The sequence below is a fragment of the Nonomuraea sp. NPDC050786 genome (assembly GCF_040654115.1).
GTDB lineage: Bacteria > Actinomycetota > Actinomycetes > Streptosporangiales > Streptosporangiaceae > Nonomuraea.
This window is the reverse complement of record NZ_JBFAHJ010000024.1, coordinates 18,407-43,419: the sequence shown is the minus strand read 5'-3', so window position 1 is coordinate 43,419 and position 25,013 is coordinate 18,407. Positions and strand designations below refer to the sequence as shown.

The window sequence follows — 25,013 nt, the reverse complement described above, 5'->3', positions numbered from 1 at the left end:
CGCTATCGGGTGCGCCGATGACCGGCCCGGCCTCGGCCGGTGAGGAGGTGGCCGCTGTGACATGGCCACCTCCTCAGCTGTGTGGTTCTAGGCGCCCACCTCGATCTCCGCGAACTGCATCACCTTGCCCGTCCCGGTGACGCGTACATATCTGGTGGTGACCGGGTCGAAGGTGAAGGTCTGGCCGGCGGCGTCGGGCCGTTCATAGCCGTTCCGGGTTGTGACAGTGGTCCACGCCGAGCCGTTCTCCGACACGTCGATGGTGAAGTCGGCGGGGAAGCCGTCGCCCGTGTTGGCCCCGTCGTTCCTGGCGTAGAGGGTCACCTGGCCGACCCGGGTGGGCCCGCCGAGGTCGACCTGCAGCCATTCGGGGTGGTCGGTCGTACCGATGAGGCTGCTCCAGCCCATGGAGTACCAGAGGTTGGAGTGGCGGACCCCGTCAGTGGCGTTGACGCGCAGCCAGCTCTCGGCCGGATACTCCACGGAGCTGGAGGAGATGACCGTACGGCCCGCGGCCAGGTTGCCTCCGGCGGCCTCGATCTCGGCGAACTGCATGTGGTACTCGCCGCGTTGGTCGGTGCTCAACCTGGTCCCGGTGATCTTGATGTAGCGGGCCTTGACCGGGGCGAACGGGAAGGTCTGGGCTCCGGCGCCCGGCCTGGCGTACCCGGTCACGGTCGCGGCGTTGGTCCAGTCCGAGCCGTTCTCCGACACGTCGATGGTGAAGTCGATGGGGAAGCCCGCGCCGGTGTCGGCCCCGTCGTCGCGGGGGTACAGGTCCACCCGGCTCACGGATCGTGCCGAGCCGAGATCGGCCTGGATCCACTCCTTGTGGTCGACGTTCAGGCTGTCGGAGCTGCTCCAGCCGAGGGCTCCGGTGGCCGAGGAGCGGCGGCCGTCCACCGAGGCGGTGGCACTCCAGCCGTCGGCCTCGTACGAGCTGGAGGAGGTGATGGTGGCGCCCTCGGCGGCGTTGGTCATGGGATTGATGTGCACATTGTCGAAGCGGGCGGCGGCGCCGCCGGTGACGAGCGCGATGTTGCCGACGGGGAAGGCCGCGTCGTTCACCGTCAGCGCGGGAACCCGGCCGGTGCCGCTGTAGACCCTCAGCGTGCTGCCCTTGGCCACCACCCGGAGGCGGTTCCACCGGCCCGCCGCGTAGCCGGGGGCGTCGGCCTCGGCCAGCGGAGCTCCGTTGCGGTAGACGAACACCTTTCCGTTGTTGCGCTGGGCGATGAGGTAGCCGGTGTCCATGTCCGAGCCGTTGAGGCTGCGGACCATGAGCCCGGCCCAGTTGGTGCTGCCGCCGTTGGGCGACACACCCGTGATCTTGAGGTCGACGCCGGCGGCCACGTCACGATAGGCGCGGCCCTCCAGGACGGAGGTCACTCCCCAGTCGGCGGCGGTACTGGCCTGGACGTACTCCTGCCCGCTGACCGACCATGAGCCCCTGGAGGTGCGCCAGTGCTGGGCGGCGGTGCTGAAGTCGTCGTTGTACGGGAAGGCGAGGTCCGGGGAGCCGGCGGCGAGCTCGTCCAGGATCTGCTTGTGCCGCTGCACCACCTCGGCGCCCGAGCGCTCGTAGTGCGTGGCGTCCAGGATCAGGCTGTTGGCGATGGCCTGGGCGGCCACGGGCTTGGTCTTGGCGAGCTGGTTGAGCAGCTCGAAGTCCTCCAGGCCGTCCGTCTGGGCCTCGCTGCGCAGGCTGTCGTAGACGTCGAGGGCGCCCTTGTTGGGCCGTACCAGCCAGTTGTCGCCGCTCTGGGAGGCGGTGAAGGTGTCGAGGTGCTGGCCGGGCCTGGCGAAGTCCCACCAGTAGTTCCAGCCCCAGTGCAGGTATCCGGTGCCGCCGATCTTCCACACCAGCCACGGCAGGAGCCGCGTCTCGGCCAGGTGGTGGCTGATGAAGCGGTTCATGTAGTCGCTCTCCGGGATGTTGGCGGTGTAGAGCCACAGGTCCTTTCCGGCCAACCGCTGGGACTGGTAGTGCGCGATGTTGGGCTGGTAGAGGAACGTGGCCGGCGTCAGGGTGGTCAGCGACGGTTCGTCGCCGGGGTAGAGGTTGTTGTGCGCCTCGTTGGTGCGGGGAGCGGGGAAATACTGGCGGTACTTGCCGTACAGCCAGTTGGCGGCGTTGGCCCAGGCGGGGTCGGAGGGCTCGTCCACCGCGCTCATGTAGAACCTGTCGGTCCACTTGCTGAGGTCCAGGTGCGCTTTGAGCGCCGGTAGCACCTTGTCCAGGTAGGCGCCGGCCTTCGGGTCGTTGTAGGGCACCAGGACCCGCTTGAGCTTGCCGCTCACCCCGTTGGCGGGGACCAGCATCTCCAGCTGGTTGCCTCCCTCTATCAGGGTCGGGGTGTAGATGTACTGCAGCGCGCCCGCGGCCTCGAACAGCTTCACGAACCGGTCGAAGTCCTGCCAGTCGAAGGTGAAGTTCCCGGCCGCGTCCACGGTCGAGTGGGGAATGAGCAGCGCCTGGAAGTCGGCGTAGATCATGTTGTTGCGGTGCTTGGCGTGGTTGGCCGCGAAGTTCTTGATGACCGTCCACCAGCGCTCGTCGAACATCTCGACGCCGTACTGGTCCGGAATCGCGGTGATCGTGCCCGTGTAGTCCCAGCCGGCGGAGGTGAACCAGTTGTTCATCTTGAAGGTCGACTGGTCGGCCGGCGGGACGGTGACGTCGTAGACGCGCAGGCTCACGGGCACGGTGACATCGCCGGACGCGCTCTGGACCACGGCGTCGCCGGTGTAGACGCCGGGCGCCTGATCCGCGGGCACGAACACCTGGTAGAACCAGGGCAGCGTCGTGTTCGCCGCCGGGCTTCGCGGGGTGTTCTCCACCAGGGCGTCGTAGTAGTCGTCACTGCCGTCCGGCGGGTTCTGGAACGTGGTGCCGATCTTCTGGATCGTCAGATGGTTGTATTCCAGCCGGACCGTCGGGACCAGCTGGTCTCCAGGACCCGTCAACGGGCTCACGCTGACCGACACGCCGCTCTGCGCGGAGGTGGACCGGGCCAGGATCTGGGCGGCCTCGAACTCCCCGCGCGCGGCATGCAACGCGATGGACTTGGTGGATCCCACCGGTGACGAGGCGAAGGGCCGGTCGGCCGCGTTCACCGTCCACACCGACAACCCTGCCGCGGCCCGCACCGGAACGGCGAGGACGGCCAGGCATAACAGGCTGACGACAGTCACCAGCAGCGTCCTGTTGGTCTTCATTGAGGGCCTCCCTGTCCTCCTGTATGTGGAGAAAATTTTCGACGTCTGCAACAGAGTGTGATCGCTCTTGCCGGGCGTCAAGAGGAAAAGTGAGAAATGCCGTAGTTGCAGTGGGCGAGCTATAGATAATTTTTCTCTTTGACCGCTATATGTCCGCTGAAAGCCCTGGAGTCAGGAGCACGGAGCCGCTCACACTGAGCCTCGGCCGACCATCGCCTGGAACGGCCTACCCACTCATGTCGGCCCGATCATTCGTTTCTGGGAGGCGCGGTGCGTTGGCGTATGGGCGCTCTTGTCATGGGAGTGACGACACTTCTGTCCGGCTTGTTACCGGTGACGACGCAGGTGAGCGCGGCGAAGGCAAGCTCGGCGGCGGTGGCTCCGGTGGGCTCGGCGCCCTGGGCCGTCGAGGAGGCGAAGCGGACCGGCAAGCGGGTCGCGGTGTCGTCGGAGCAGGCCGAGGCGCGGGAGGTCTATGCCAACCCGAACGGGTCGTTCACGGCCGAGCTGCACACCGTCCCGGTCCGCGTGCGACGCGGCACGGGATGGGTGCCGGTGGATGCGACGTTGCGGCAGCGCGCCGACGGCGGCGTGGAACCGGCCGCGACCACGGTTCCGGTCGTCTTCTCCGGCGGCGGCGACCAGCCTCTGGCACGGCTCGGGCAGGGCCGGACCCAGGTCGAACTGCGCTGGCCGGGCTCACTGCCGAAGCCGGTGTTGAGCGGTGACACGGCGACCTATCCCGAGGTCTTCCCTGGTGTGGACCTGCGCATGGCGGCGACGGCCCAGAGCTTCTCCCAGACGCTGGTGGTCAAGGACAGGGCCGCCGCGGCTGATCCGAAGCTGGCCGAGCTGCCTGTCGGTCTGGCCGTCAAGGGGGCCGAGATCCGCGCCGGCGGCGTGTACGGCGAGAAGGGCGAGTTGGTGCTCGCAGCCGGTGCCTCGACGATGTGGGACTCGGCGCCGTCGGCCGCCATGCGACCGGTGGAACGGCTCGCGCGGGGCAAGGACTCGCTGGTGCTGCGGCCGGATCGGAAGGTGCTGACCGATCCGGCGACGACGTTCCCGGTGCAGATCATGGCGGACTACCCGGCCACGTTCACCGGGTGGGCGCTGCTGTTCTCCGGCGGCGGTCACTTCTGGGGCGGTGACACGGAGAAGCTGGCCAAGGTCGGATACTGCGGCTGGAGCGGCTGCAACGGCGTCGGGGTCGCCAGGACCTACTTCCAGTACGACGCGTCGTTCCTGGCCGGCAAGCACGTGCTGACCGCGGAGTTCAACGTCTTCGAGGATTACTCGCCGTCGTGCACCAAGAAGGACCTGGAGGCGTACGGCACCGATCCGGTCGACTCGGGGACCACCTGGACCACCCAGCCGTACCCCGGAGGCCGGCCGGTCCATCTGGGCACGCAGAGCCTCGCCCACGGCTACAGCGCGACCTGCCCCGGATCGTGGGTCTCGTTCGATGCCCTGGCGGCGGTCGACAAGGGACTGACCTCGAACGGCGGCCAGACGGCGATCTTGCTGAAGGCGTCGGACCAGGACGAGAACGCGCACGACAAGTACGCCTGGAAGAAGTTCAGGACGCAGGACAAGGAGGGCGACAAGGCCCGGCCGGACCTGGTCGTCACCTACAACACGGTCCCCGGCATGCCGAGCGGTCAGACGGTGGAGGGCAGGACCTGCGCGCTCGAGCCGGACGAGCCGCGGGTCAACCCGTACATCGACGGCGACCCCAACCACGGGGTGCGCGGGCCGCAGCTGGCGGCAGTGCTCTCCGACCTCGACGGCACGGTGCAGGCCGAGTTCGAGTGGTACGCCAGAGGCGGCGCGCGGCTGGGCGGGGTCGTCACCGAGCCCAAGCAGTCGGGTTCGACCTTCACCGCCGATGTGCCGTCCGCGTCCGCCGCCGATGGGGCCAAGCTGTCGTACCGGGTACGCGGCACCGACGGCATCGATTCCGGTCCATGGAGTCCGTGGTGTGACGTCACTGTCGACAGGACAGGCCCGGACAAGACACCGAAGGTGACCTCGGTGACCTACCCCGAGTGTGCGCCGCCGGACTACGACCCCTGCCCCGGGGGCGGTGCGATCGGGTTCACCGGCGGGTTCACCTTCGAGGCCGGCGGCGTGGCGGACGTGGCGGGGTTCGAGTACTACCTGCTGGGCTTCCAGGCCAGGTCGTATGTCGCCGCCGAGTCAGGCACCGCGAACGTGCTGATCACACCCCCTGAGGACGCCCGCAGGGACCTGTATGTCCGCAGCGTGGACCGGGCCGGCAACGTGGGCCCGGAGTACCGCTACAGCTTCTGGGTCGGCTCGGGCACCCCGCCGAAGGGGCATTGGAAGCTGGACGGGTACGTCGAGCCCACAGTGGTCGACGACTCGCCGAACGGCCATGACGCGACGATCGCCCTCGGGCCGGCGGCGCAGTGGCAGATCGGCCGGCACGGGGACGCGTTGTGGCTGAACGGGACCACCGGGTACGCCGGCACCGGTGGCGGGGCCACCGTGGAGACGGACAAGACGTTCACCGTCTCGGCCTGGGTGAAGCCGGATCGCCTGGACACCACCACCCGGACGGCGGTCAGCCAGGACGGCGGTCAGGTCAGCGCCTTCTCGCTGCAGTACAACCCGGCCACCAAGAAGTGGAACTTCACGATGCCCGCCGCCGACAGCTCCGGCGCGGAGCGGCACATCGCCGAGTCGGCGACGGCGGCGGTGGCCGGCCGCTGGACGCATCTCCTGGGCACGTACGACGCGGCCGCCAAACAGCTGAAGATCTATGTGGACGGGGTGGCCGGCACCACCGCCGGCCACCCCACGCCGTGGAAGGGGAGCGGGTCGGTGCAGCTCGGCCGCGCCCAGGCGGCGGGCGGGCCGGTGGAGCACTGGCCGGGCTCGCTGGACGAGGTCCGGGTCTATGACCGGTCGCTGACGGCCGGCGAGATCCACGACCTGGCCGCCGCTCCGGCGACCGAGGAGCTGTTCCTGCCGCTGGACGACGGGTCGGGCAGCACGGCGCAGGACGTCTCCGGCAACTACCGGCTCGGCGCCCTCGCCAGCGGCGCCTCCTGGACCACCGGCCAGGTGGGCACCGGAGCGGTGCGGCTCAGCGGGGGCTCCGTGTCGACCGGCGCTCCCGCGGTCCGCACCGACGCGAGCTTCACCGTCACCGCCTGGGTCAAGCTGGACGCCGCCGACAGCCGGACGCGTACGGTCCTCAGCCAGGATGCCGGCCAGGGCAGCGGCTTCCAGCTGCGTTACCGCGGCGACACGCGCAAATGGTCGTTCGCGCTGCCGAGCTCGGCGAGCGACACCCAGCTGACCCTCAGCGCCGACTCGGCCGATGACGCGCAGGCCGGAGAGTGGACCTATCTGGCCGGCGTCTACGACGCGGCGGCCAAGGAGGCCCGTCTCCACGTCTACGTCGAGACCACGAAGACGACCAGGACGACGGCGACGGCCACGGTGAACGCCACCGGCGCGTTCCAGGTCGGCCAGGGGCGGCAGAACAGCGCCCCGGCGACGCCGTTCGCGGGGGTGATCGACGACGTGCACGCGTGGACCGGCGTACGCACACCGGCCCAGATCGCGGAGGAGCGGAAGAATCCGGTCACCAAGCGTTCCACGCCATATGCTGGCCAGCTCGGGCGGTTCTTCAACCTGGCCGGCCGGCACGTCGTGACGACCGGGCCGGTGCCGCCGGGCTCGCACTTCGAGTTCTCCCTCGGCATGCCGGCTCCGGCCGACGCGCCCAACACCCAGACCGTCTACTCCTGCCGCAACGGCGCGGCCGACTACTTCCTCGACCTCGACTGCGGCACCTACACCAACCTCGGCAGCGTCGGCCGGCTGTACACCACGCCGCCGGCCGGCGTGCCCACACTGCTCGTCCACCGCTGCCTGATCCCCGGCGTGGGGCACTTCGCCTCTGTCGATCCCAACTGCGAGGGTCAGACCAAGGAGTTCCCGCTCGGCTACACCCGCGCCTACAGCAACCTGATCAGGCACCTGGAAACCGGATTCCCGTACGACCACGCCAGTGCCACCGAGCGGATGGAAGCGAACTACCGTCCGGAACTCGGCTACGGGAGTCTGGCGATGACCCAGCTGCCCGGCACCACCGCGCTGATGAGCTGCCGCGCCGGCGCCGACGCCTTCACCTCCGTCGACCCGGCCTGCGAGGGCAGCACGGTCGTGGGCAGGCTCGGCTACATCTGGACGAGCCCACCGCAGAACGTGCCAGGCGCGCCGGGCGCGGTCGGCGCCGAACTGTTCCGCTGCCGCGCGAGCTGGGGTGACCTCTTCGAGTCGCGCGACCGCAACTGCGAGAACCAGGAACTGGACCGCTCTCTCGGCTTCGTCGTCACCGGCCTGTGACCCAGGAAGGAATCGAGCAACTCATGCGTCATACGCGTTGGCGATCGTGGTCGATCGCGCTCTTATGTGGCTTGTTCATCGTGTTGACGGCCTCCACGCCGGCCGGGGCGACACCGGCCCGGATCGTGGCTGCCATGGCCCTGTCGGCGCCGGTCGAGCCGAGCGATCCGGACGAGGTCGAACCGGTGCCGGGCGAGGACTTCGTGCCCCCGGCGGCCCGGCCCGACCCTGAGGCGAAGTTCGCGCGCCGACCGGCCGCGAAGGCGGACTGGCCGGAGGCGGGAGCGGCCGAGGTGGTGCTGCCCGCCGCACAGGCTCGTTCCGCTGGGGCGGCCAGGACACGCGCCGGGTCGCTGCCGGTGTGGGTGGCGGCGACCGGACAGCCGGGCCCCGAGAAGGTGAAGGTCGAGATCCAGGATCGGGCTGTCGCCGAGAAGTCGGGCGTGTCCGGGCTGCTCCTGTCCGTCAAGCGCACCGACGGCAGGACCGAGCGCGGTCCGGTGACCCTGACCGTGGACTACTCGGCCTTCAAGGGCGCGTACGGCGGTGACTGGGCATCGCGCCTGAGGCTCGCCCCCGCTCCAGGCGACCCGACCCCGGTCACCGCCGTGCGTAACGACCTCAAGGCCGGCACGGTCTCGGCGCAGGTGTCGATCGGCGACGCGGCGAGCACGCTGGCGCTGTCCGCGGCGGCCGAGGGTTCGAAGGGCGACTACAAGGCCACGTCGCTGGCCCCATCGGGAATGTGGCAGGTTTCCACCCAGAGCGGCGACTTCTCCTGGTCGTATCCGATACGTACGCCGCCCGTGCCCGGGGAGCTCGTCCCCAAGTTCGCGCTGTCGTATTCCTCCGGCGCGGTGGACGGGCGCACCGTCTCGACCAACAACCAGCCGTCCTGGATCGGCGAGGGCTGGAACCTGACGCCCGGGTTCATCGAGCGGGCGTACAAGAGCTGCGCGGAGGATCTCGACGGCAACAACGGCAAGATCAAGACCGGGGACATGTGCTGGGAGACCGACAACGCCACCATGTCGTTCGGCAAGATCTCCGGCCGGATGGTGTTCGAGAACAACGTATGGCGGCCCAAGAACGACGACGGCACCCGGGTCGAGCGCGTGACCCGGAACGACCCGCAGGCGAACGGCGACGACAACGGTGAGTACTGGAAGGTCACCACGACCGACGGCACGCAGTACTACTTCGGCCTGAACCGGCTGCCCGGCTGGCGGGCGGACCGTCCCGCCGCCGAGCAGCCCACCACGCAGTCCACCTGGACCATGCCGGTGTTCGGCAACGACACCGGCGAGCCCTGCCGCGCGACCACGTTCGCCGCCTCGGCCTGCAAGCAGGCCTACCGGTGGAACCTCGACTACGTCGTGGACGCGCACGGCAACTCGATGACCTACTTCTACAACCAGGAGACCAACAAGTACGCCCAGAACAAGGGCCAGACCACGGCCACCTACGTGCGCGGCGGCACCCTGGCCCGCATCGAGTACGGCACCCGCGCCGGCCAGGAGTACTCCGGCCAGGCCCCGGCGCGGGTGATGTTCGAGTCGGCCGACCGCTGTCTGCCCGGCCAGAACTGCGCCACCCACACCTCCGCGGTCTGGCCGGACGTGCCCTGGGACACCGAGTGCACGACCGCCACGTGCGGGGAGAAACAGTCGCCGACGTTCTGGTCCACCAAGCGCCTGGCGAAGATCACCACGCAGATCTCGGCGGGCAACGGCGCCTACCGTGACGTGGATCGTTGGGAGCTGGCCCACGCCTACCCGCCGGCCGACGACGGCACCGAGGACAGCGCGCTGTGGCTGAACGGCATCACCCACACCGGCCTGGCCAAGGGCACCCCGATCGCGCTCGGAGCGGTGGGTTTCGACGGCACGATGATGCCCAACCGGGTCAACTACTCCACCGACGGCGGTCTGCCCGCACTGAACAAGCCGCGCATCACCCGGATCACCTCCGAGTCCGGCAGCGCAACGGACGTGTCCTACGCGCCGCCGGAGTGCGCCCAGGGCAATCTGCCGACCGCGGCGGAGACCAACACGATGCGCTGCTTCCCGGTCAAGTGGGCGATGCCGCCGGCGAGCGAGCCGGTCAACGACTGGTTCCACAAGTACGTGGTGGCCAAGGTGGTCGAGGACGACCTGCTGACCGACTCCAAGGACATGGTGACCAGGTACGAGTACGACACCGTCAAGGGCGGCGCCTGGGCGTACGGCGACGACCCGCTGGTCGAGGAGAAGAAGCGGACCTGGTCGGAATGGCGCGGCTATGAGCGCGTCGTGGTCCGCGAGGGCGACCCGGCCAACGATGAGAACAAGCCCGAGACCAGGACCGCATACCTGTACTTCCGTGGGATGAACGGGGACCGGCTCAACCCCGCGGGCGGCACCAAGCCGGTGAAGATCAAGGACTCCACCGGAACGGAGATCAACGATGACGAGCCGCTGTCGGGCTTCCTCCGCGAGGAGATCACCTACGACGGCTCCACCCCGCTGACCACCGAGATCAACGAGCCGAGCACCCGGCTCACCGCCACCCAGGGCACTTTCAAGGCCTATCAGGTGGAGGTCAAGCGCGTGGAGACCCGGGAGCGGCGGGCCGACGGCACCTATCTGGTCACCCAGCAGGAGAAGACCTACGACCAGTACGGCAACGAGACCCAGGTCAACGACTTCGGCGACGTCTCCAAGACGGACGACGACCAGTGCACGACCACCACGTACGTGCACAATCCGGAAAAGTTGCTGTTCGGGTTCCCGAGCACGGCCACGACCGTAGCCGTGGCCTGCGGCGCGACCGCCTCGTACCCGGATGACGTCATCTCCGACACCCGGCTGTCCTACGACGGCCAGAAGCCCGGCGAGCCGCCGCTCAAGGGCGACGTGACCACGTCCGAGGAGGCCAGGTCCTACACCGGCAGCACGCCCGAGTACCTGGTCACCGAGGTCGCGACGTTCGACGCCTACGGCCGGAAGACGGAGTCGAAGGACAAGCTGGAGCGGACGACGAGCACCGCGTACAAGGAGGTCAACGGCCTGACCACCGAGACCGCGGTGACCAACGCGGCCGATCAGGTGGCCACCACCACCTTCGACCCCGCCTGGGGGAGCCCCGTCACGGAGACGGACACCAACAACCGCAGGACCTCGCTGACGTACGACGCTCTCGGCAGGTTGGTGAAGGTGTACAAGCCGGGCCGTACCGAGGCGGACGGCGACCCTGACGTCACGTACGAGTACGGCGTGAACCGCGGCGGCGGCCCGAACTGGACGCGTACCAGCACGCTGAAGGCCAACGGCAACCAGGTCGTCAGCTACCAGCTGCTGGACGGGTTCCTGCGGCCCCGGCAGACCCAGGCGCCCAGTCCGGGCGGCGGCCGGATCGTGACCGACACCCAGTACGACTCACGCGGCCTGGTCAGCGTCAACCGTCCCGCCTACCACGCCACCGGCGACCCTGGAACGACGCTGTACTCGCTGGCGAACACGGAGGCCGGCAAGCTGCCACCCGCGACCGTCACCACCTACGACGGCACGGAACGCAGAATCGCGGAGATCTACCTCGAGCACAACGCCGAGCGATGGCGCACCACCACTTCCTACGGCCCTGACTGGGTCACCACGATCCCGCCGGAGGGCGGGACGGTGACCACCAAGCGGACTGACGTCCGCGACCGGGTGATCGCGCTGGAGCAGTACCAGGGCAGGACGCCCACGGGCACGCCGGACGTCACGCGGTACGCCTATACCAAGGGCGGTGATCTGGCGAAGGTCACCGACGCGGCGGGCAACGTGTGGCGGTACACCTACGACGTGCTGGGCCGCAGGACCAGGTCCGAGGATCCGGACAGGGGCACGTCGACGATGACCTACGACGACGCCGATCAGCTGCTGACCACCACTGACGCTCGCGGCAAGACCGTCGCCTCGGTGTACGACCGGCTCGGACGGGTCGTGGAGACCCGTCTGGGGTCGCAGACCGGGACGCTGTTGACCAAGGTGGTCTATGACAGGGGCGACCTGGTCTCTTCGACCAGGTACGTCAACGGGCAGGCGTACGTGAGCGAGGTCACCGGCTACGACGGGGCCGGGCGCCCCAAGGGCACCAAGGTGACCATCCCGAGCGTGGAAGGGGGGCTCGCCGGGGAGTACACCACGACGATGACGTACGCGGCAGACGGCAGCCTGGACACCAAGACTCTGCCCAAACTGGGTGATCTGGCTGCCGAGACCCTGGACTACGACTACAACGAGCTGGGCCGGCTGACCACGCTGAAGAACGACGAAGAGAACGTCTACCTCTCCAACGCGACGTACACCCAGCTCGGCGAGGTCGCCCAGGTGCAGCTCGGCACCGGCGACAAGAGGCTCTGGCGCACCACCTACTACGAGGACGGCACCCGCCGCGTCTCCGAGACGCTGACCGAGCGTGAGCAGGCGGGCCGTGTCCCCGTCAACGATCTGACCTACGGTTATGACGACGCTGGCAATGTCACGCGGATCACGGACGGCACCGCCGGTCAGACCAAGGACACGCAGTGTTTCAAGGTCGACCACCTGCGCCGCGTCACCGAGGCCTGGACCCAGAACAGCGACACCTGCGCCGCCACGCCGTCCGAGATCGGCGGCCCGGCGCCCTACTGGCACCAGTACACCTACGACCTGATCGGCAACCGCACGACCAAGACGGTCAAGGGCGTGGCCGGCGCCGCCGACGTCACGACCACCTACTCCTACCCCGAGCCCGGCGACGGCGTGGTCCGGCCGCACGCCGTGACCGCCACCGTTGGCGCGACGAGCGGCAGCTATGCCTACGACGCCGCCGGCAACACCACCAGCAGGCCCGGACCCAACGGCACCCAGTCTCTAGTCTGGGACGACGAGGGGTTGCTGGAGTCCGTCACCGCCGGTGGCAAGAGCACGTCCTATCTCTATGACGTCGAGGGTGAGCAGCTGATTCGCCGCGATCCGGGTTCGGTGACGTTGTTCGTCGGCGACGGTGAGCTGAGGCTGAACACCGCGACGGGTTCGAAGACCGGGACTCGTTACTACGAGGGGCTGGGCACGCGTACCGGGGACGGCCTCACCTGGACGGTGGAGGACCACCACGGCACCTCCCAGGTGGCCGTCAACGCCACCACCTTGGCGGTCACCACGCGCAGGATGGACCTGTTCGGCAACCCGCGGGGGGCGGTCCCGAACTGGCCTGCCGGCAGTCGTGGCTTCGTCGGCGGCACGCTCAACGCCGACACCGGCCTGACCCGGCTGGGGGCCCGCGAGTACGACCCGGCGAGCGGCAGGTTCGTCTCGGTCGATCCGATCATCGATCCGTACGACCCGCAACAGATGAACGCCTACGCCTACGCCAACAACAACCCCGCCACCATGAGCGACCCCGACGGGGAGATGTACCTGGAGGGCGACTACGGCCGGAAGACGATTTACACCAAGCCCAAGCCGAGGAAGCCCAAGAAGCCGAAGAAGCCCAAGTCGGTCGCGTACCTCAGGGACTTCGGAGGACGTTGCGAGGGCGGCCGCGACTACTGCAGGAACCTTCCCCTGATCGTGGCCCAGAAGCGCGCCGCCCGCAGCCGCGCCGCACAGCACGACTGGAACGGGCCCGACGGCGCCCGCGGCCGCGTCGGCGGATACAACTCGAAGCCCATCCCGTACCACAAGCCGAAGCCGAAGGACGACGGCTGCCACGGCTTCTGGGGCTGCATCGGAAGTGGCCTGGAGACTCTGGGCGGGGCCATGCACGACGGTGCCATGGCGCTCGGGAAGGCCGCGAAGTGGGTCGGTGACAACTTCGGCACCGTGATTGGTGTCGCCGGCTTCGGCATCTGTATCTTCGCGACCGCGGGCTTGTGCACGGCCGCGGGCGCGATCGCCATGGGCATCAGCTTCATGGGGAACGCCTATGACTGCGCCAGCGACCCCAGCTGGGGGCGATGTCTCCAGGACGGGGCCCATGTCGTGGTCGACGTCGTGTCATGGAGGATGGGCGGCCCGGCGATGAGGAGCCCGGTGAAGAGCCCGGTCCCCACCGTAGGCGCCAGACAGCTGCCCCTCGGGCAGGCCGCTCGGAGAGCCGACTATCGAAACGCGGTGGGCACGCACATGGTGATGGTCACCGGGCGTCAGATGGGTGCCTGGATGGTCGGGTCCATGTGGGGAGTTTCGACCGGGACGCAATGGCATGACCCGCTGGGATCCGGTTGACCTTGGCTCGGGTGAGGCTCTCCGGGGTGGTGTGCGTACATCCACCGGGGGCCTCATTCACCCGCGCCAATGCACCGTGCGGTTGAGCTCCAACGCACGGTCACCTGGGTGGGGCTGCGCGGCGGTGAGGACTCGAACCCCTGACCTCCTGATCCGTAGGGAAGGGCAGATGCCCCGTCAACGCGCGGCCGTCCTGCTCAAGTGGTGATCGCGGAGAGTCGGCATGCGGTCTGGTAAGACGGCGTTGCTGTACATGCTGCTGTACAGCCCTCCATCCGTGCGGGTTCAGGACTTCCAGTGCGACGAACCCTTTGCGCCAGGCGTGGTCGTCGGCCGAGCCCTGCCAGCGCTCCGCCACCTCCCGGGCACGCCTCTCGAACTCGTCAGACGAGGCGCCGTGGGACCCGCTGGGCGAGGTATGAGAGACCCAGCCGCAGGAGGACAGGAGCAGCACCAGGGACAGGCACGCGATCATTCTTCGCACGAGACCTCCTCCCGTTATGAGGGGAGCCACGAAGGCCACCATGGCAGAACGCAATCGCCCGGGGTGCCCTCAGTGGCCACGTCGTACAGGGTCATCGTTATCGGTCCGGCGATGGAGCCGGCAACGGTGAGGGCCAGCAGAATGGGTTCTGGCCATATGCGACGGGCGAGCCAGGGCAGCCGGGTCAGCAGATGGAACGACAGTGCGACAAGCGCTGACAGCACCGAGATGACGGGAAAGATCAGGATCCGGCTCAGGGCCCAGATGGTGCCGGCGAAGTTCTCTCCGGCGCTCAGGTCGCCCAGGCAGTAGAGCTGTGCGCGAGCCACCAGGTGGATATCGAAAAAGGTCCCGAACGTTCCGCATGCTATTGCGATGATCGCGGATAACCCGCATCCGAACGTCCAGTAGACCTCGCGCCTCCGGCGTTCGCCGCTCTGTCACGGCGCCATCAAAGCAGCCGTGTATGCGAGCGAGGCGCAGCATGTGTGAGGATCTGGTGCAGGATTCGTTGGCCTGCAAGTAGTCGAGTGGTCTGAGATCATCGTCGCAGGCGGTGCGTCAGGGCCCGAAGATATGATCACTGCGTGAAACTGGCGCTTTTACGTCGCGGCGGTGGTCCGGCCGTTTCCCCACGGAAAACGGCTGCGGGCAGCTTGGCGGCCACGCCCATCCTCGACTGGAAGCATCCTCGGGTGCTGGGGTTCGCGGCCGAGATCCGGGGCGTCGGTGCGGGGATAGAGCGAGCATTCCTGATCACAGCCCACCGGCTCATCGCAGCCCGGGTGCGGCCGGTATACGCGATGAACGAAAGGCAGCCTGCCTCTACGACCCTGGGTTTGGGACGTGGCTCGTGCAGCCAGCGGCTGGCGCTGCTGGAGGCCGTGGCGCGCGGCTGCGGGATCGCTACTCGGGTGAGAGGGTTGCTGGTCGATGGACGTTTTTGGCATCAGCGGTTCCCGCGGCTGCGTGCGCTGATCCCTCGACAGGTGGTGCTCGCCTGGCCGGAATTCCTGCTCGGCGATCAGTGGGTGGCCGAGGTGAAGCTCCGGCTCAGCGCCGGCGAAACGGCCGTGCTGGAGGCGCCCTACCGGCCTCGCGAGCCGTTCGGCTACGAGTGGTGATCGTCCGAGGCGCGCGGGCGGCGGAAGATCACGGCCAGGACGCGCAGCACCAGGATGGCGGAGATCCCCAGCAGGTTGTAGCCGATGAGCTGGAACAACGAGATGTTCGACAGCACCTGCGGGCCGCCGTCCGTCCCGAGGAGGATGACCGCCATCACCCCGGCCGTGGCGCCGAGCACCGTCAGGAGCACCTGGTGGAGCAGGCCCGTCACGTAGCTGCGGTCGCGGTCGTCGGCGAGCAGCCGGACGTTCATGGTGAACCTGCCGTGCTCCGCGGCGCTCGCGATGCGCTCGACGCGGCGCGGCAGGCGGCGCAGCATCGGCAGCAGCGCGGCCAGCTCCTGGGTGACGGTCTCCCTGACCGTCTCAGGGCCGACCCGCTCGGCGAGGTAACGGCCCGCGAACGCGCGCGCCTCGCCGATCAGGTCGAATCCGGGGGAGAGGCGTACGAGGGTCCCCTCCAGCGTGGCCAGTGCGCGGAACACGGCGGCGACCTCCGGCGGGATCGACAGCCCGTACGCGGAGACGATCTTGAACAGGTCGGTGAACAGCTGCACGCTGTCCATGCCGGGCGCCAGATGCCTGGCCATGAACTGGCCGAGCGCACGCTCTAACGCGGCCTCGTCGATGTCCTCCGGCCTGGGCACCACCTCCAGCAGCGCGTCGGTGACGCCGAGGGGGTCCTGCCGGTTCATGGCGAGCAGGAAGCGCTGCAGCGCCGAGCGCACCGAGCCGTCGAGCCGGCCGACGGAGCCGAAGTCGAGCAGCCCTAGGGTGCCGTCCTCGAGCAGCATGAGATTGCCGGGATGCGGGTCGGCGTGGAAGACGCCCTCGACGAGGATCTGCCTGAGCAGGCAGTCGAGCAGGTCGCGGGCCAGCCGTGGCCCCTGCTCGGGTGTGGCCGTGGTGACCGGTCTGCCCGACAGGCGGCGCATGACGAGCACGCGTTCGGTGCACATGGCGCTGATCGGGGCGGGGTAGGTGACGCCGCCGCCGTCGGAGGCCGCGACGGCCGCCATGTTGGCCGCCTCCACGCGGAAGTCGAGCTCCTCGCGGATGGCGGTCGCGAACCCCTCGGCCAGGTCGCCCAGGCCGAGCGAGCGGCCCCAGCGGGTGCGCGACTCCAGTGTGGCCGCCAGCCGCCTGACGATGTCGAGGTCCTTCGCGACGACCGACTGGATCCCCGGCCGCCGCACCTTGACCACGATGCTCTCGCCGGTGTGCAGGCGGGCCGTGTGGACCTGCCCGATGGAGGCGGCGGCCAGCGGCGTCCTGCCGAACTCGGCGAACACCTCCTCCACCGGCCCGCCCAACTCGGCCCTGAGCACCGGCTCGATCTGCTCCCAGGGCGCCGGGGCGACCTGGTCCTGCAGCCGCCCCAGCTCCTCGACGAACTCGGCGGGCAGCAGGTCACGCCGGGTGGACAGGATCTGGCCGAGCTTGACGAACGTGACCCCGCCGTCGTCGAGCGCCTCGCGCAGCGACCTGGCCAGCCGTACCTTGCCCGAACGGTCCTCCAGCCGCTCGCCCCGGCCGCGCAGGTAGGGGCCGAGGCCGTGCCTGATCGCGATCCTGGTGATCTGCGAGTAGCGCCTGGATCGGGAGACGCGGCCGCGGACGGACCTGATCAGCTCCAGCGGCCCCGGCACCGAGCCGGGCGGCACCAGCGCCTCGGCCAGCACGAGGATCACCATGGGGATGAGCACCACGCACATGACGATGAGCAGCAGGAGCCCCAGGGCCGCCGCGGCGGGCGGGTGCTGCGCGTCGACCGCGCCGAGCGAGCCCAGGATCGGCTCCAGCACCGGCCGCGCCAGCCCGAAGGCGGCCAGCGCGGCCAGGAACGTGCGCAGCCTGCCGAACCTGACGTTCAGCAGGCGCTGCGCCGCCGTGGCCAGCGCCATGATCGTCAGGAGCGTGAAGACGCCGAGAACCAGCTGGACGGGGAGATCCATAGGTGAGGATCATTCCACGGCGACGCGTCCCCTCCTAGCCGGTCGCGGCGCGCTGGAAGGGTCAGCGTGCCGCCGCGGCGCGTGCCCGGCGCTCCGCCCAGCGCTCGACGAACCTGGCGGCCGTCGCCTCGGTCTTGGCCAGGAACGCGGCGAGCTCGTCGCGGGCCTTCTCGCCGTCGGCGCCCAGCCCCGTCTTGTCGAACACCGACCACTGCCGCAGCACCCGCATCAGCACGTCGTCCAGGTGGAGCGCAGGTCGTAGATGCCTTCGTTGGGGATGATCATGGCCTGGCGAGCAGCCGCTCACGGTGTGCCCGCCCACGTCGTGGCGGCCCGCCTCGGCCACGCCGATCCTTCGATCACATTGCGCGTCCACGCTCACGTGATCCGCGCCGCGGAAGCGTCGGCGGCGGACATCTTCGCCCAGGCGATCGGCGAGCAGCGGGAGCCGCCCGGGGGCCACCGTGTTAGCAAAGGTGTTAGCAAGATCCCGAGATTGTCCTGACAAAGCACGAAGGCCCGCTCCAGATCTCCCTGGTAGCGGGCCTTTCTGCTGTGCGCGGCCGAGAGGACTCGAACCCCTAACCTTCTGATCCGTAGTCAGATGCTCTATCCATTGAGCTACGGCCGCTCGCTGCGTAAGCAAGCATAGCGGGTTCTGGGGAGTACCTCGAACCAGATACGCCAATCATGGGCTCCGCCCTCCCCTGGATACATCGAAGGGTGTATCCACAGGCGGGTCCTTCGCAGGAGGGAAGTGGGCGCGTGGGGTGGTGGGATGGGGGCATGAAGCGGGAGGCGGTGGGAGCCGGGGTGGCCTTCGCGGTGGGCGTGGTGCTCATCGCGGGCGGGGCGGTTCTGGAACGTGGGGCGCCCACCTGGGCCCTGTGTGTGCCGCTGGCGATCGCCTGTGCGGGGGTGGTGGTGCGGCAGCGGGCGCCGCTGGTCTCGCTGGGGCTGGGGGTTGTGGCGGTCACGATCGACGCCTTTGTGGGGCCGTCCTTGGCGACGGTCCTGACTTTCACCGACAACCTCTACGCCGCCGCGCTTTACGGGCCTGCGCGGTTCGCCCGGTGGTTGCTCTACATCACCGCTGCGCTCGCGGTGGGGGCCGGGGCCGTGGCCGGGTTGCTGGCCGAGAACTGGTGGATGCTCGCCGTCATGGGGGTGCAGGCGGGGCTGGTGCTGGTCACCCCCGTCACCACCGCGATCGTTCTGCGGGAGCAGCGGGATCGGGCGGCGGCGGAGCGGGTGCGAGCTGAGCAGGTGGCTCATCTGGCGGAGCTCGATCGGCAGGCGGCCGTGGCGGGTGAGCGGACGCGGATGGCGCGGGAGTTGCACGACATGATCGCGAATCACTTCAGTGCCATTGCCATCCAGTCCACCGCCGCGCTTTCCCGTAAGGACCTGGATCCGGCCACGGTTCGGAGGATCATGGAGTCCGTACGGGAGAACAGCGTGCAGGGGCTGGCCGAGATGCGAGCCATGATCGGGCTGCTGCGTCAGGAGGGTGACGATTTCGCGGAGGCCACCCGGCCTCGGCTGGCCGATGCGGGGACACTGGTGGAGAGGGTGGCGCGGGCCGGGTTGGTCGTCGAATTACGGGTGCAGGGGGAGCTTCGGGAGCTGCCGGCCTCTGTTGATCTCGCCGGATACCGGATCGTGCAGGAGGCTCTCACGAACGCGCTCAAGCATGGCGGCTCGCCCGTTCGAGCGGTCATTTCGTACGAGGCGGGGCGGGTCCTGGTGAGTGTCGAGAACGCGCTCGTCGGGCGTGGGGCGCGGTTGCCCGGGGCCGGGGCCGGGGTGATCGGCATGCGGGAGCGGGCCCGGCTGGTCGGCGGCTCTTTCGAGGCCGGATTGGCGGGGGACGGTGATGTGTGGAGAGTCGTAGCAGACCTCCCCGTCGGCGATGATCAGGGCACTGCTGTCGATGAGCAGGCCGTGCTGTTCCGATTTGCCGTCGGTCCCTCCGAAACGGAAGCCGGCGGTGTCGGGTCGGGCGGAGGGGGCGTGAGCCGATGACCATCAGGGTGTTGGTGGTTGACGATCATGCGGCTGTCCGCGCGGGGATCGTGCTGATTCTGGAGGGCGTCAGCGATATCGAGGTGGTCGGCGAGGCGGGGGATGGAGAGCAGGCCGTGGCCATGGCCCGGGAGATGCGGCCCGACGTGGTGTTGATGGACGTACGCATGCCGCGGCTCGACGGCATCTCCGCCACCCGGGAGCTGGCGGGCATCAGTGATGTGCTGATCCTCACCACGTTCGACCTCGATGAATATGTTTTCGGAGCGCTCCGGGCGGGAGCCGCCGGATTCCTGCTGAAGAACACGGACGCCGACTCGCTGGTCGAGGCCGTGCGGTTGGTGGCGCGCGGGGATGGGCTGATCTCTCCCGGGGTCACCCGGAAATTGATCGCGGCCTTTGCCGGTCAGGCGCCGCGCAGGGAGCCGGAGCCCGATCCAGGAAGCTTGACGCCCCGGGAACGGGAGGTGCTGGCGTGCATCGGGCGGGGGCTGTCCAACGCTGAGATCGCCAGAGAGCTGGATATGGCGGAGGCCACGACGAAGACGCATGTCAGCCGGGTGTTGAACAAGCTGGGGTTGAGGAGCCGGGTGCAGGCGGCGATTTACTACTCGGGAGAGAGGGGGCTGGAGGCTTAGTCTGGGCGTTGTGAGTACGCCGCCGCCCTCGCCGCCAGAAGGGCCCACACCGCCTCGGGAAGGCCCGTCTGAAGGGCAGGCGGGGCGGGAAGGGCAAGCGGGGCCGGCTGGACCACCGGGGCAGGCGGGGTGGGTGCCGCCGTCTCAGGGTCCGCCGTCTCAGGGTCCGCCGTCTCAGGGTCCGCCGTCTCAGGGTCCGCCGTCTCAGGGTCCGCCGTCACAGGGTCCGCCACCTCCCGGCCCGCCGTCTCAGATGCCGCCTTATGGTCAGCCGCCCCCGTACGGCCAGCCGCCCTATGGCCCGCCACCACCCCCATCCACGGGCACCTCCACCGGCGTGCTCATCGCGCTGGTCTTCGCCGGCCTGGCCATCTACAGCGTCCTCAACGTCGTCATCGGCGTCCTCGTGTTCATCGTCGTGGGCTCCCAGGGCGGCAACACCACCCCCTACCTGATCGCCGGCACGGTCGCGCTCGCTCTCATCGGCCTCGGCGCGGGCATCGGCCTGCTCTTCGTACGCAGGCCGTGGACCAAGGGCCTCGGCCTCGGCCTCATGATCGGGTGGGCCCTCTGGTCCATCGTGTCCGCGGGCTACTGCACAGGTCTCAACCCGGGTCTGTATGGCTGACCTGCCCTACCACGAGATCTTCGTCGGTCTCGGCGTGCTCGTGGCCTCCGTCGTCTTCGTACGGGAGGCGAGGAGGAGAGGCGCGCTCAACGAGCAGTCGCTGACGGCGGTCGCCGGCGCCCTGGTCGGGGGAGCGATCGGGATGCGGCTGGCGGGCTGGCTGGAGACGCTCGACCTGCAGGACCTCTGGCTGTACGGCTCCCGCAGCATCCTCGGCGGCCTGACCGGCGCGTACGTGGGCGTGCTGATGGCCAAGAGGATCATCGGCTACAGGGAGCGGACCGGCGACCTGTTCGCCCCGGCCGTGGCGCTCGGCATGGCGGTCGGCAGGATCGGCTGCCACCTGACGGAGGCGCCGGGCAGGCCGACAGATCTGCCGTGGGGAGTGCACGCGCCCCCGACCACCCCCGAGTGTCCCGGCTGCCTCACCGGCCAGGCCATGCACCCGTCGTTCGTGTACGAGATCGTCTTCCAGCTGGCGGCGTTCGCCGCGCTCCAGTGGGCGCGCAAGCGGCTGACCCAGCCGGGGGAGCTGTTCACGCTCTACCTCGCCGCGTACGCCGCCTTCCGCTTCCTCGTCGAGTTCACCCGGGCGAACGAGACGGTCTGGCTCGACCTGACCAGGCCCCAGTGGTTCCTGATCCCGAGCCTGCTGCTGCTCGCCCTCAGGGTCGGGTACGGCTGGCGGCGCGGCTACTACGATCCCCTCTTCGAGCGAAAGGTCATGACATGAGCGCAGGCATGGGTCTGCGGGGCGACCGCATCCACAGGTACGTCAACGCGTTCTGCCCGCACTGCCACGGCCAGGACCTCGACCAGGTCGAACGGCTGAGTGGCTACCTGGCCGAGCGCGACGGCAAGGTGTGGCTGGAGCGCGGCTGCCGCGAGCACGGCCTGATCAGGACGTTGTACGACGAAGACCCAGAAATCCTGAAATATCTCGAAGAGTGGACCGCTCCGACGAAGCAGCACGTACCCGATATTTCGGGGAACTTCCTTCCGATCCCCTCCGCCTACCTCCACGGCCTCCCCGAGATGCAGACCCAGCACACCTGCATCCTCCTGGAGGACATCGCCGAAACCTGCAACCTGCGCTGCCCCACCTGCTTCGCCGACAGCTCCCCTGACCTGACCGGCATCGTCCCCGTGCACGACATCCTCGCGAACGTCGACCAGCGCCTCGAAAGGGAGAACGGCAAGCTCGACGTCCTCATGCTGAGCGGCGGCGAGCCCACGCTCCACCCCGAGCTCAAAACCCTCCTCGCCGAGCTCGAAACGCGGCCCGTCACCCGCATCCTGATCAACACCAACGGCGTGCTCATCGCCAGGGACGACTCCCTCCTCGACCTCCTCACGGAGCACAGGGAGCGAGTGGAGATCTACCTCCAGTACGACGGGCCGTCGGCCGAGGCCTCCAAGCACCACAGGGGAGGCGACCTCACCCGTACCAAGGCCCAGGCGATCAGCAGGCTGTCCGAGCGGGAGATCTTCACGACGCTCGTCATGACCGCCGCGCTGGGGGTCAACGACGGGGAGATCGGCGAGGTCGTACGACTCGCCCTCGACACCCCGTACGTCGGGGGAGTGTCGCTCCAGCCCCAGTTCGCGTCGGGCAGATCAGCCGCCATCGACCCCATGGACAGGCTCACCCACACCGGCGTGCTCAAGCGCCTCGGCCCCCAGACCGAAGGCCTGGTGACCTGGCGCGACCTGACCGCCCTGCCCTGCTCTCACCCGCACTGCTGCTCGGTCGGCTACCTCCTCCGCGACGACTCGAGAAAGTGGCGCTCGCTCACGGCGCTGATCGGGCACGACCGCCTCAAGGAGAACCTCGGCCTGGTCTCCAACCGCATCGCCGACAGCGAGCTCCCGCGCGAGCTGCGCCTGGCCGTACAGGAGTCCCTGCTCGGCCTGCTGTCGGAGCAGTCGTCGCTGTCGCATCCCCAGATCGGCGACGTGTGGCGGACCATCTGCGAGAACTGCGACCTCGGCATGTCCACCCTGCTGGCCCTGACGGTCAGGCGGAAGAAGCTGCGCAGGATGCTGGGGGAGCGGGTGGTGCGCATCACGGTCAAGCCGTTCATGGACATCTCGACCATGATCGAGGAGCGGCTCACGCAGTGCTGCGTGCACGTGGGGACGCGCGCCGAACAGGACCAGTGCGCGCCGTTCTGCGCCGTGCAGGCCTGGCCGCAGCTCTCCAGGCAGCGGCTGTCGGCGGTGACGGCGCGGGGCGCGGCTCCGGTTGCCGGACCGGTGGTGGCGTCGTGACGGCCCGGGGCACGGCTCCGGCTGCCGGGCCGGTGGTGGCGTCGTGACGGCGCGGGGCACGGCTCCGGCTGCCGGACCCGCGGTGGCGTCGTGACGGCGCCACGATCCGCTCCGGCCACCGGCGATGGCCAGGCGAAGGGGCAGCCGTACGACCCGCTCCGGCTGTGCGTGTACGCGACCGTCGCGCTGCTGGCCTGGCTGCTCGGGCCGTGGGCGGTGCTGGGGTTCGCGGCCCTGGGGTTCGCCGGTTACTGGAAGGCGCGGCGAGCCGGGCTGACCCGGAGCAAGTGCCTGCTCAGGGACACCCGGCTCGTCCTGGCCTACCTCGGGCTCCTCGCCGTCGTGGCGGTCGTGGCGATCATCGTCTGACGGCCAGGAGGTTCAGGACGGTCCACTCCTTGGCGTTCTCGCGCCGTTGCGCGTCCGAGGGCCAGAAGAGGGTCGTGGAGGGGGTGGAGGACAGGAGGCCGTCCGTCACGGTCCGGCCCGACGTGCCGGGAATCCGCTCGCCGAGCCCCGCCATTTGCCCGGTGGACAGGTCGTACAGCGCGCCGAGCGGAGCCCCGCGCTGATCTCCGCCCGCGCCCACGAGGGCGACCGCATACCGGTCTCCCGCCAGCAAGCGCAGTTGGTACGGCAGCAGCTCGGCCGGCAGGATCTTCCGCCCGGCCCCGTCCACGCGCTGCACGAACATCCGGCCCTTCAGCTCGCCGGCGCACCACTGGGACGTGCACTGCGTGCGCCGGGCCTTCTCCGGCAGCCGCACGTCGAAGGACTGGCCGGTCTCCAGATTGACCACCCGGTTCTGGTTGCGGTTCGACGCCTTACTGTCGTAGCCGGCCGCCCAGGGCCAGGCGACCAGGTGGAGCCCGTCGCTGCCGGTCAGCCGCGACGGAGCTTCGCCGGCCAGCGGAACCCGGTAGACGCCGCTGCCGTCCTTGAGCGACCAGACGAGGGAGTCGTCCGTGAGGCCGACGCTGTCCACGCTCGCGGTGGTCTGCGCGACATGCACGGCCGTGCCGCCCGAGCGCGGCATGATCCAGAAGTGCGTGGGCTTGCCGAACCTGGGGCCGTACCAGGCGAAGTACCGAGAGCCCACCGCCAGGCCCGTCGGGCCGGTCATCTGCTTGATCTCGGGAATCGTGCCGAGCACGCGACTCGTTTTGCGCGCCATGTCATAGACCTCCAGCCGAGAAGGCTGACCGACGTGCGGGGCGTTCGCGAACATCAGCACCTCGGTGGCGCTAAGCGCGGTCACCGGGCGTACCAGCTCGCCCTCGGCGGTGCTGGCCGGCACCTTGGCGACGGCGTTCGGCCACAGCTCGGCGGCGGACCTGTACCGCGGCGCCGAAGGCGACACGGCCGGCTGTGCCCGCTGGTCCTCGCCGGACAGCGCCGCCGTCGTCCCGCCCGCCACCGCCACCACCGCGGCCGCCGCGAGCAGCACCCGCACCCGCTGCCTGGTACGGCGTACGCGCCGCCGCGCCGCCACCCCCGCCACGAGATCGAGCCGCTCCACCCGGTCCGCGGCCGTCCGCAGGGTCCGGATCAGGTCCTGTTCGCCTCTCATCGTGCCTCCTGCAGCACTCGCTTGATGCGGAGCTTGTCCAGGGCACGGGCCGCCTGGCTGCGTACGGTTCCACGGGAGATGCCGAGGACGTCGGCGATCTCCTGGTCCGACAGGTCCTCGTAGTAACGCAGCACGAGCACGGCCCGCTGCTTGCGGGGCAACTCCTGGAGTTCGGACCACAGGTCGGCGTCGCCGTACCGGTCGGGCTCGCCGTGCTCCGGGACGTCGGCGACCAGGTTCTCCCTGCGCCGTCTGCGCCACGACTTGATGTGCAGCCTGACCATGGTCGTGCGCACGTACCCCTCGGGGTCGTCCTTGTTGCGCACGCGGGACCAGGCGTCGCCGAGGCGGGCCAGCGCCTCCTGCACGAGATCGGCCGCGTCCTCGGAATCACCGGACAGCACGTAGCCGTACCGGAGGAGCGCGTCGCCCCGGGCTCGGACGAACTCGTCGAAGTCTTCCACGAACCCAGGGATCGGCGAG

Annotated in this window: 15 protein-coding genes and 1 tRNA gene; 9 read left to right on the top strand and 7 right to left on the bottom strand. The window is 69.2% G+C overall.

Annotated features, from left to right (window positions below; all coding sequences use genetic code 11):
- Nucleotides 1-87: 87 nt before the first annotated feature.
- Nucleotides 88-3,219, bottom strand: coding sequence for a discoidin domain-containing protein (locus AB0H84_RS35035; RefSeq protein WP_357614068.1), 3,132 nt, complete (start codon nt 3,217-3,219; stop codon nt 88-90).
- Between the two features lie 303 nt (nt 3,220-3,522).
- Between AB0H84_RS35035 and AB0H84_RS35030 the strand changes: the two genes are divergently transcribed.
- The gene (locus tag AB0H84_RS35030) at nt 3,523-7,602 is read left to right on the top strand and encodes a LamG-like jellyroll fold domain-containing protein (RefSeq protein ID WP_357614065.1); all 4,080 of its coding nucleotides are present in this window, start codon (nt 3,523-3,525) and stop codon (nt 7,600-7,602) included.
- An 80-nt stretch (nt 7,603-7,682) separates the two neighbouring features.
- Complete coding sequence (locus AB0H84_RS35025) at nt 7,683-13,835, top strand: RHS repeat-associated core domain-containing protein (protein WP_357614464.1); 6,153 nt, start codon at nt 7,683-7,685, stop codon at nt 13,833-13,835.
- 498 nt (nt 13,836-14,333) lie between these two features.
- Here the strand turns inward: AB0H84_RS35025 and AB0H84_RS35020 are convergent, their stop codons facing one another.
- The gene (locus AB0H84_RS35020; protein ID WP_357614062.1) at nt 14,334-14,648 is read right to left on the bottom strand and encodes a hypothetical protein; all 315 of its coding nucleotides are present in this window, start codon (nt 14,646-14,648) and stop codon (nt 14,334-14,336) included.
- Nucleotides 14,649-14,906: 258 nt separating this feature from the next.
- Here AB0H84_RS35020 and AB0H84_RS35015 point away from each other — a divergent pair, with 258 nt between their 5' ends.
- Nucleotides 14,907-15,443, top strand: coding sequence for a transglutaminase domain-containing protein (locus AB0H84_RS35015; RefSeq protein WP_357614060.1), 537 nt, complete (start codon nt 14,907-14,909; stop codon nt 15,441-15,443).
- On the opposite strand, the gene AB0H84_RS35010 is transcribed toward AB0H84_RS35015, so the two are convergent.
- The 3 genes from AB0H84_RS35010 to AB0H84_RS35000 form a co-directional block, all read right to left on the bottom strand.
- Nucleotides 15,431-17,398 (bottom strand): AarF/UbiB family protein, encoded by a 1,968-nt coding sequence (locus AB0H84_RS35010; protein ID WP_357614058.1) that lies wholly within the window; start codon nt 17,396-17,398, stop codon nt 15,431-15,433. The genes AB0H84_RS35015 and AB0H84_RS35010 overlap by 13 nt on opposite strands.
- A 61-nt stretch (nt 17,399-17,459) precedes the next feature.
- The gene (locus AB0H84_RS35005) at nt 17,460-17,744 is read right to left on the bottom strand and encodes a hypothetical protein (RefSeq protein WP_357614055.1); all 285 of its coding nucleotides are present in this window, start codon (nt 17,742-17,744) and stop codon (nt 17,460-17,462) included.
- A 212-nt stretch (nt 17,745-17,956) separates the two neighbouring features.
- Nucleotides 17,957-18,029, bottom strand: a tRNA-Arg gene (locus AB0H84_RS35000).
- Nucleotides 18,030-18,223: 194 nt separating this feature from the next.
- Between AB0H84_RS35000 and AB0H84_RS34995 the strand changes: the two genes are divergently transcribed.
- The 6 genes from AB0H84_RS34995 (at nt 18,224) to AB0H84_RS34970 (ending at nt 23,329) form a co-directional block, all read left to right on the top strand.
- Entirely contained in the window at nt 18,224-19,423 is a 1,200-nt protein-coding gene (locus tag AB0H84_RS34995; RefSeq protein ID WP_357614052.1) for a histidine kinase, read from the top strand.
- Nucleotides 19,420-20,061 (top strand): response regulator transcription factor, encoded by a 642-nt coding sequence (locus tag AB0H84_RS34990; protein ID WP_357614049.1) that lies wholly within the window; start codon nt 19,420-19,422, stop codon nt 20,059-20,061. The genes AB0H84_RS34995 and AB0H84_RS34990 overlap by 4 nt, the downstream gene beginning before the upstream one ends.
- Nucleotides 20,062-20,398: 337 nt before the next feature.
- Nucleotides 20,399-20,689: a hypothetical protein gene (locus tag AB0H84_RS34985; protein ID WP_357614047.1), complete on the top strand. Its 291-nt coding sequence runs from the start codon at nt 20,399-20,401 to the stop codon at nt 20,687-20,689.
- Nucleotides 20,682-21,422, top strand: a complete 741-nt coding sequence (locus AB0H84_RS34980; RefSeq protein WP_357614044.1) for a prolipoprotein diacylglyceryl transferase family protein — start codon at nt 20,682-20,684, stop codon at nt 21,420-21,422. The genes AB0H84_RS34985 and AB0H84_RS34980 overlap by 8 nt, the downstream gene beginning before the upstream one ends.
- A complete protein-coding gene (locus AB0H84_RS34975) occupies nt 21,419-22,960 on the top strand; it encodes a radical SAM protein (protein ID WP_357614041.1) in 1,542 nt (513 codons plus the stop codon). Before AB0H84_RS34980 ends, AB0H84_RS34975 begins: the two co-directional genes overlap by 4 nt.
- A 90-nt stretch (nt 22,961-23,050) precedes the next feature.
- On the top strand, nt 23,051-23,329 hold the full coding sequence (locus tag AB0H84_RS34970) for a hypothetical protein (protein ID WP_357614038.1): 279 nt from the start codon (nt 23,051-23,053) through the stop codon (nt 23,327-23,329).
- Here the strand turns inward: AB0H84_RS34970 and AB0H84_RS34965 are convergent.
- Both AB0H84_RS34965 and AB0H84_RS34960 read right to left on the bottom strand, forming a co-directional pair.
- A complete protein-coding gene (locus tag AB0H84_RS34965) occupies nt 23,319-24,530 on the bottom strand; it encodes a hypothetical protein (RefSeq protein ID WP_357614035.1) in 1,212 nt (403 codons plus the stop codon). The two genes, AB0H84_RS34970 and AB0H84_RS34965, sit on opposite strands and share 11 nt — an antisense overlap.
- A complete protein-coding gene (locus AB0H84_RS34960) occupies nt 24,527-24,994 on the bottom strand; it encodes a SigE family RNA polymerase sigma factor (protein ID WP_357614032.1) in 468 nt (155 codons plus the stop codon). Before AB0H84_RS34960 ends, AB0H84_RS34965 begins: the two co-directional genes overlap by 4 nt.
- Nucleotides 24,995-25,013: the final 19 nt, after the last annotated feature.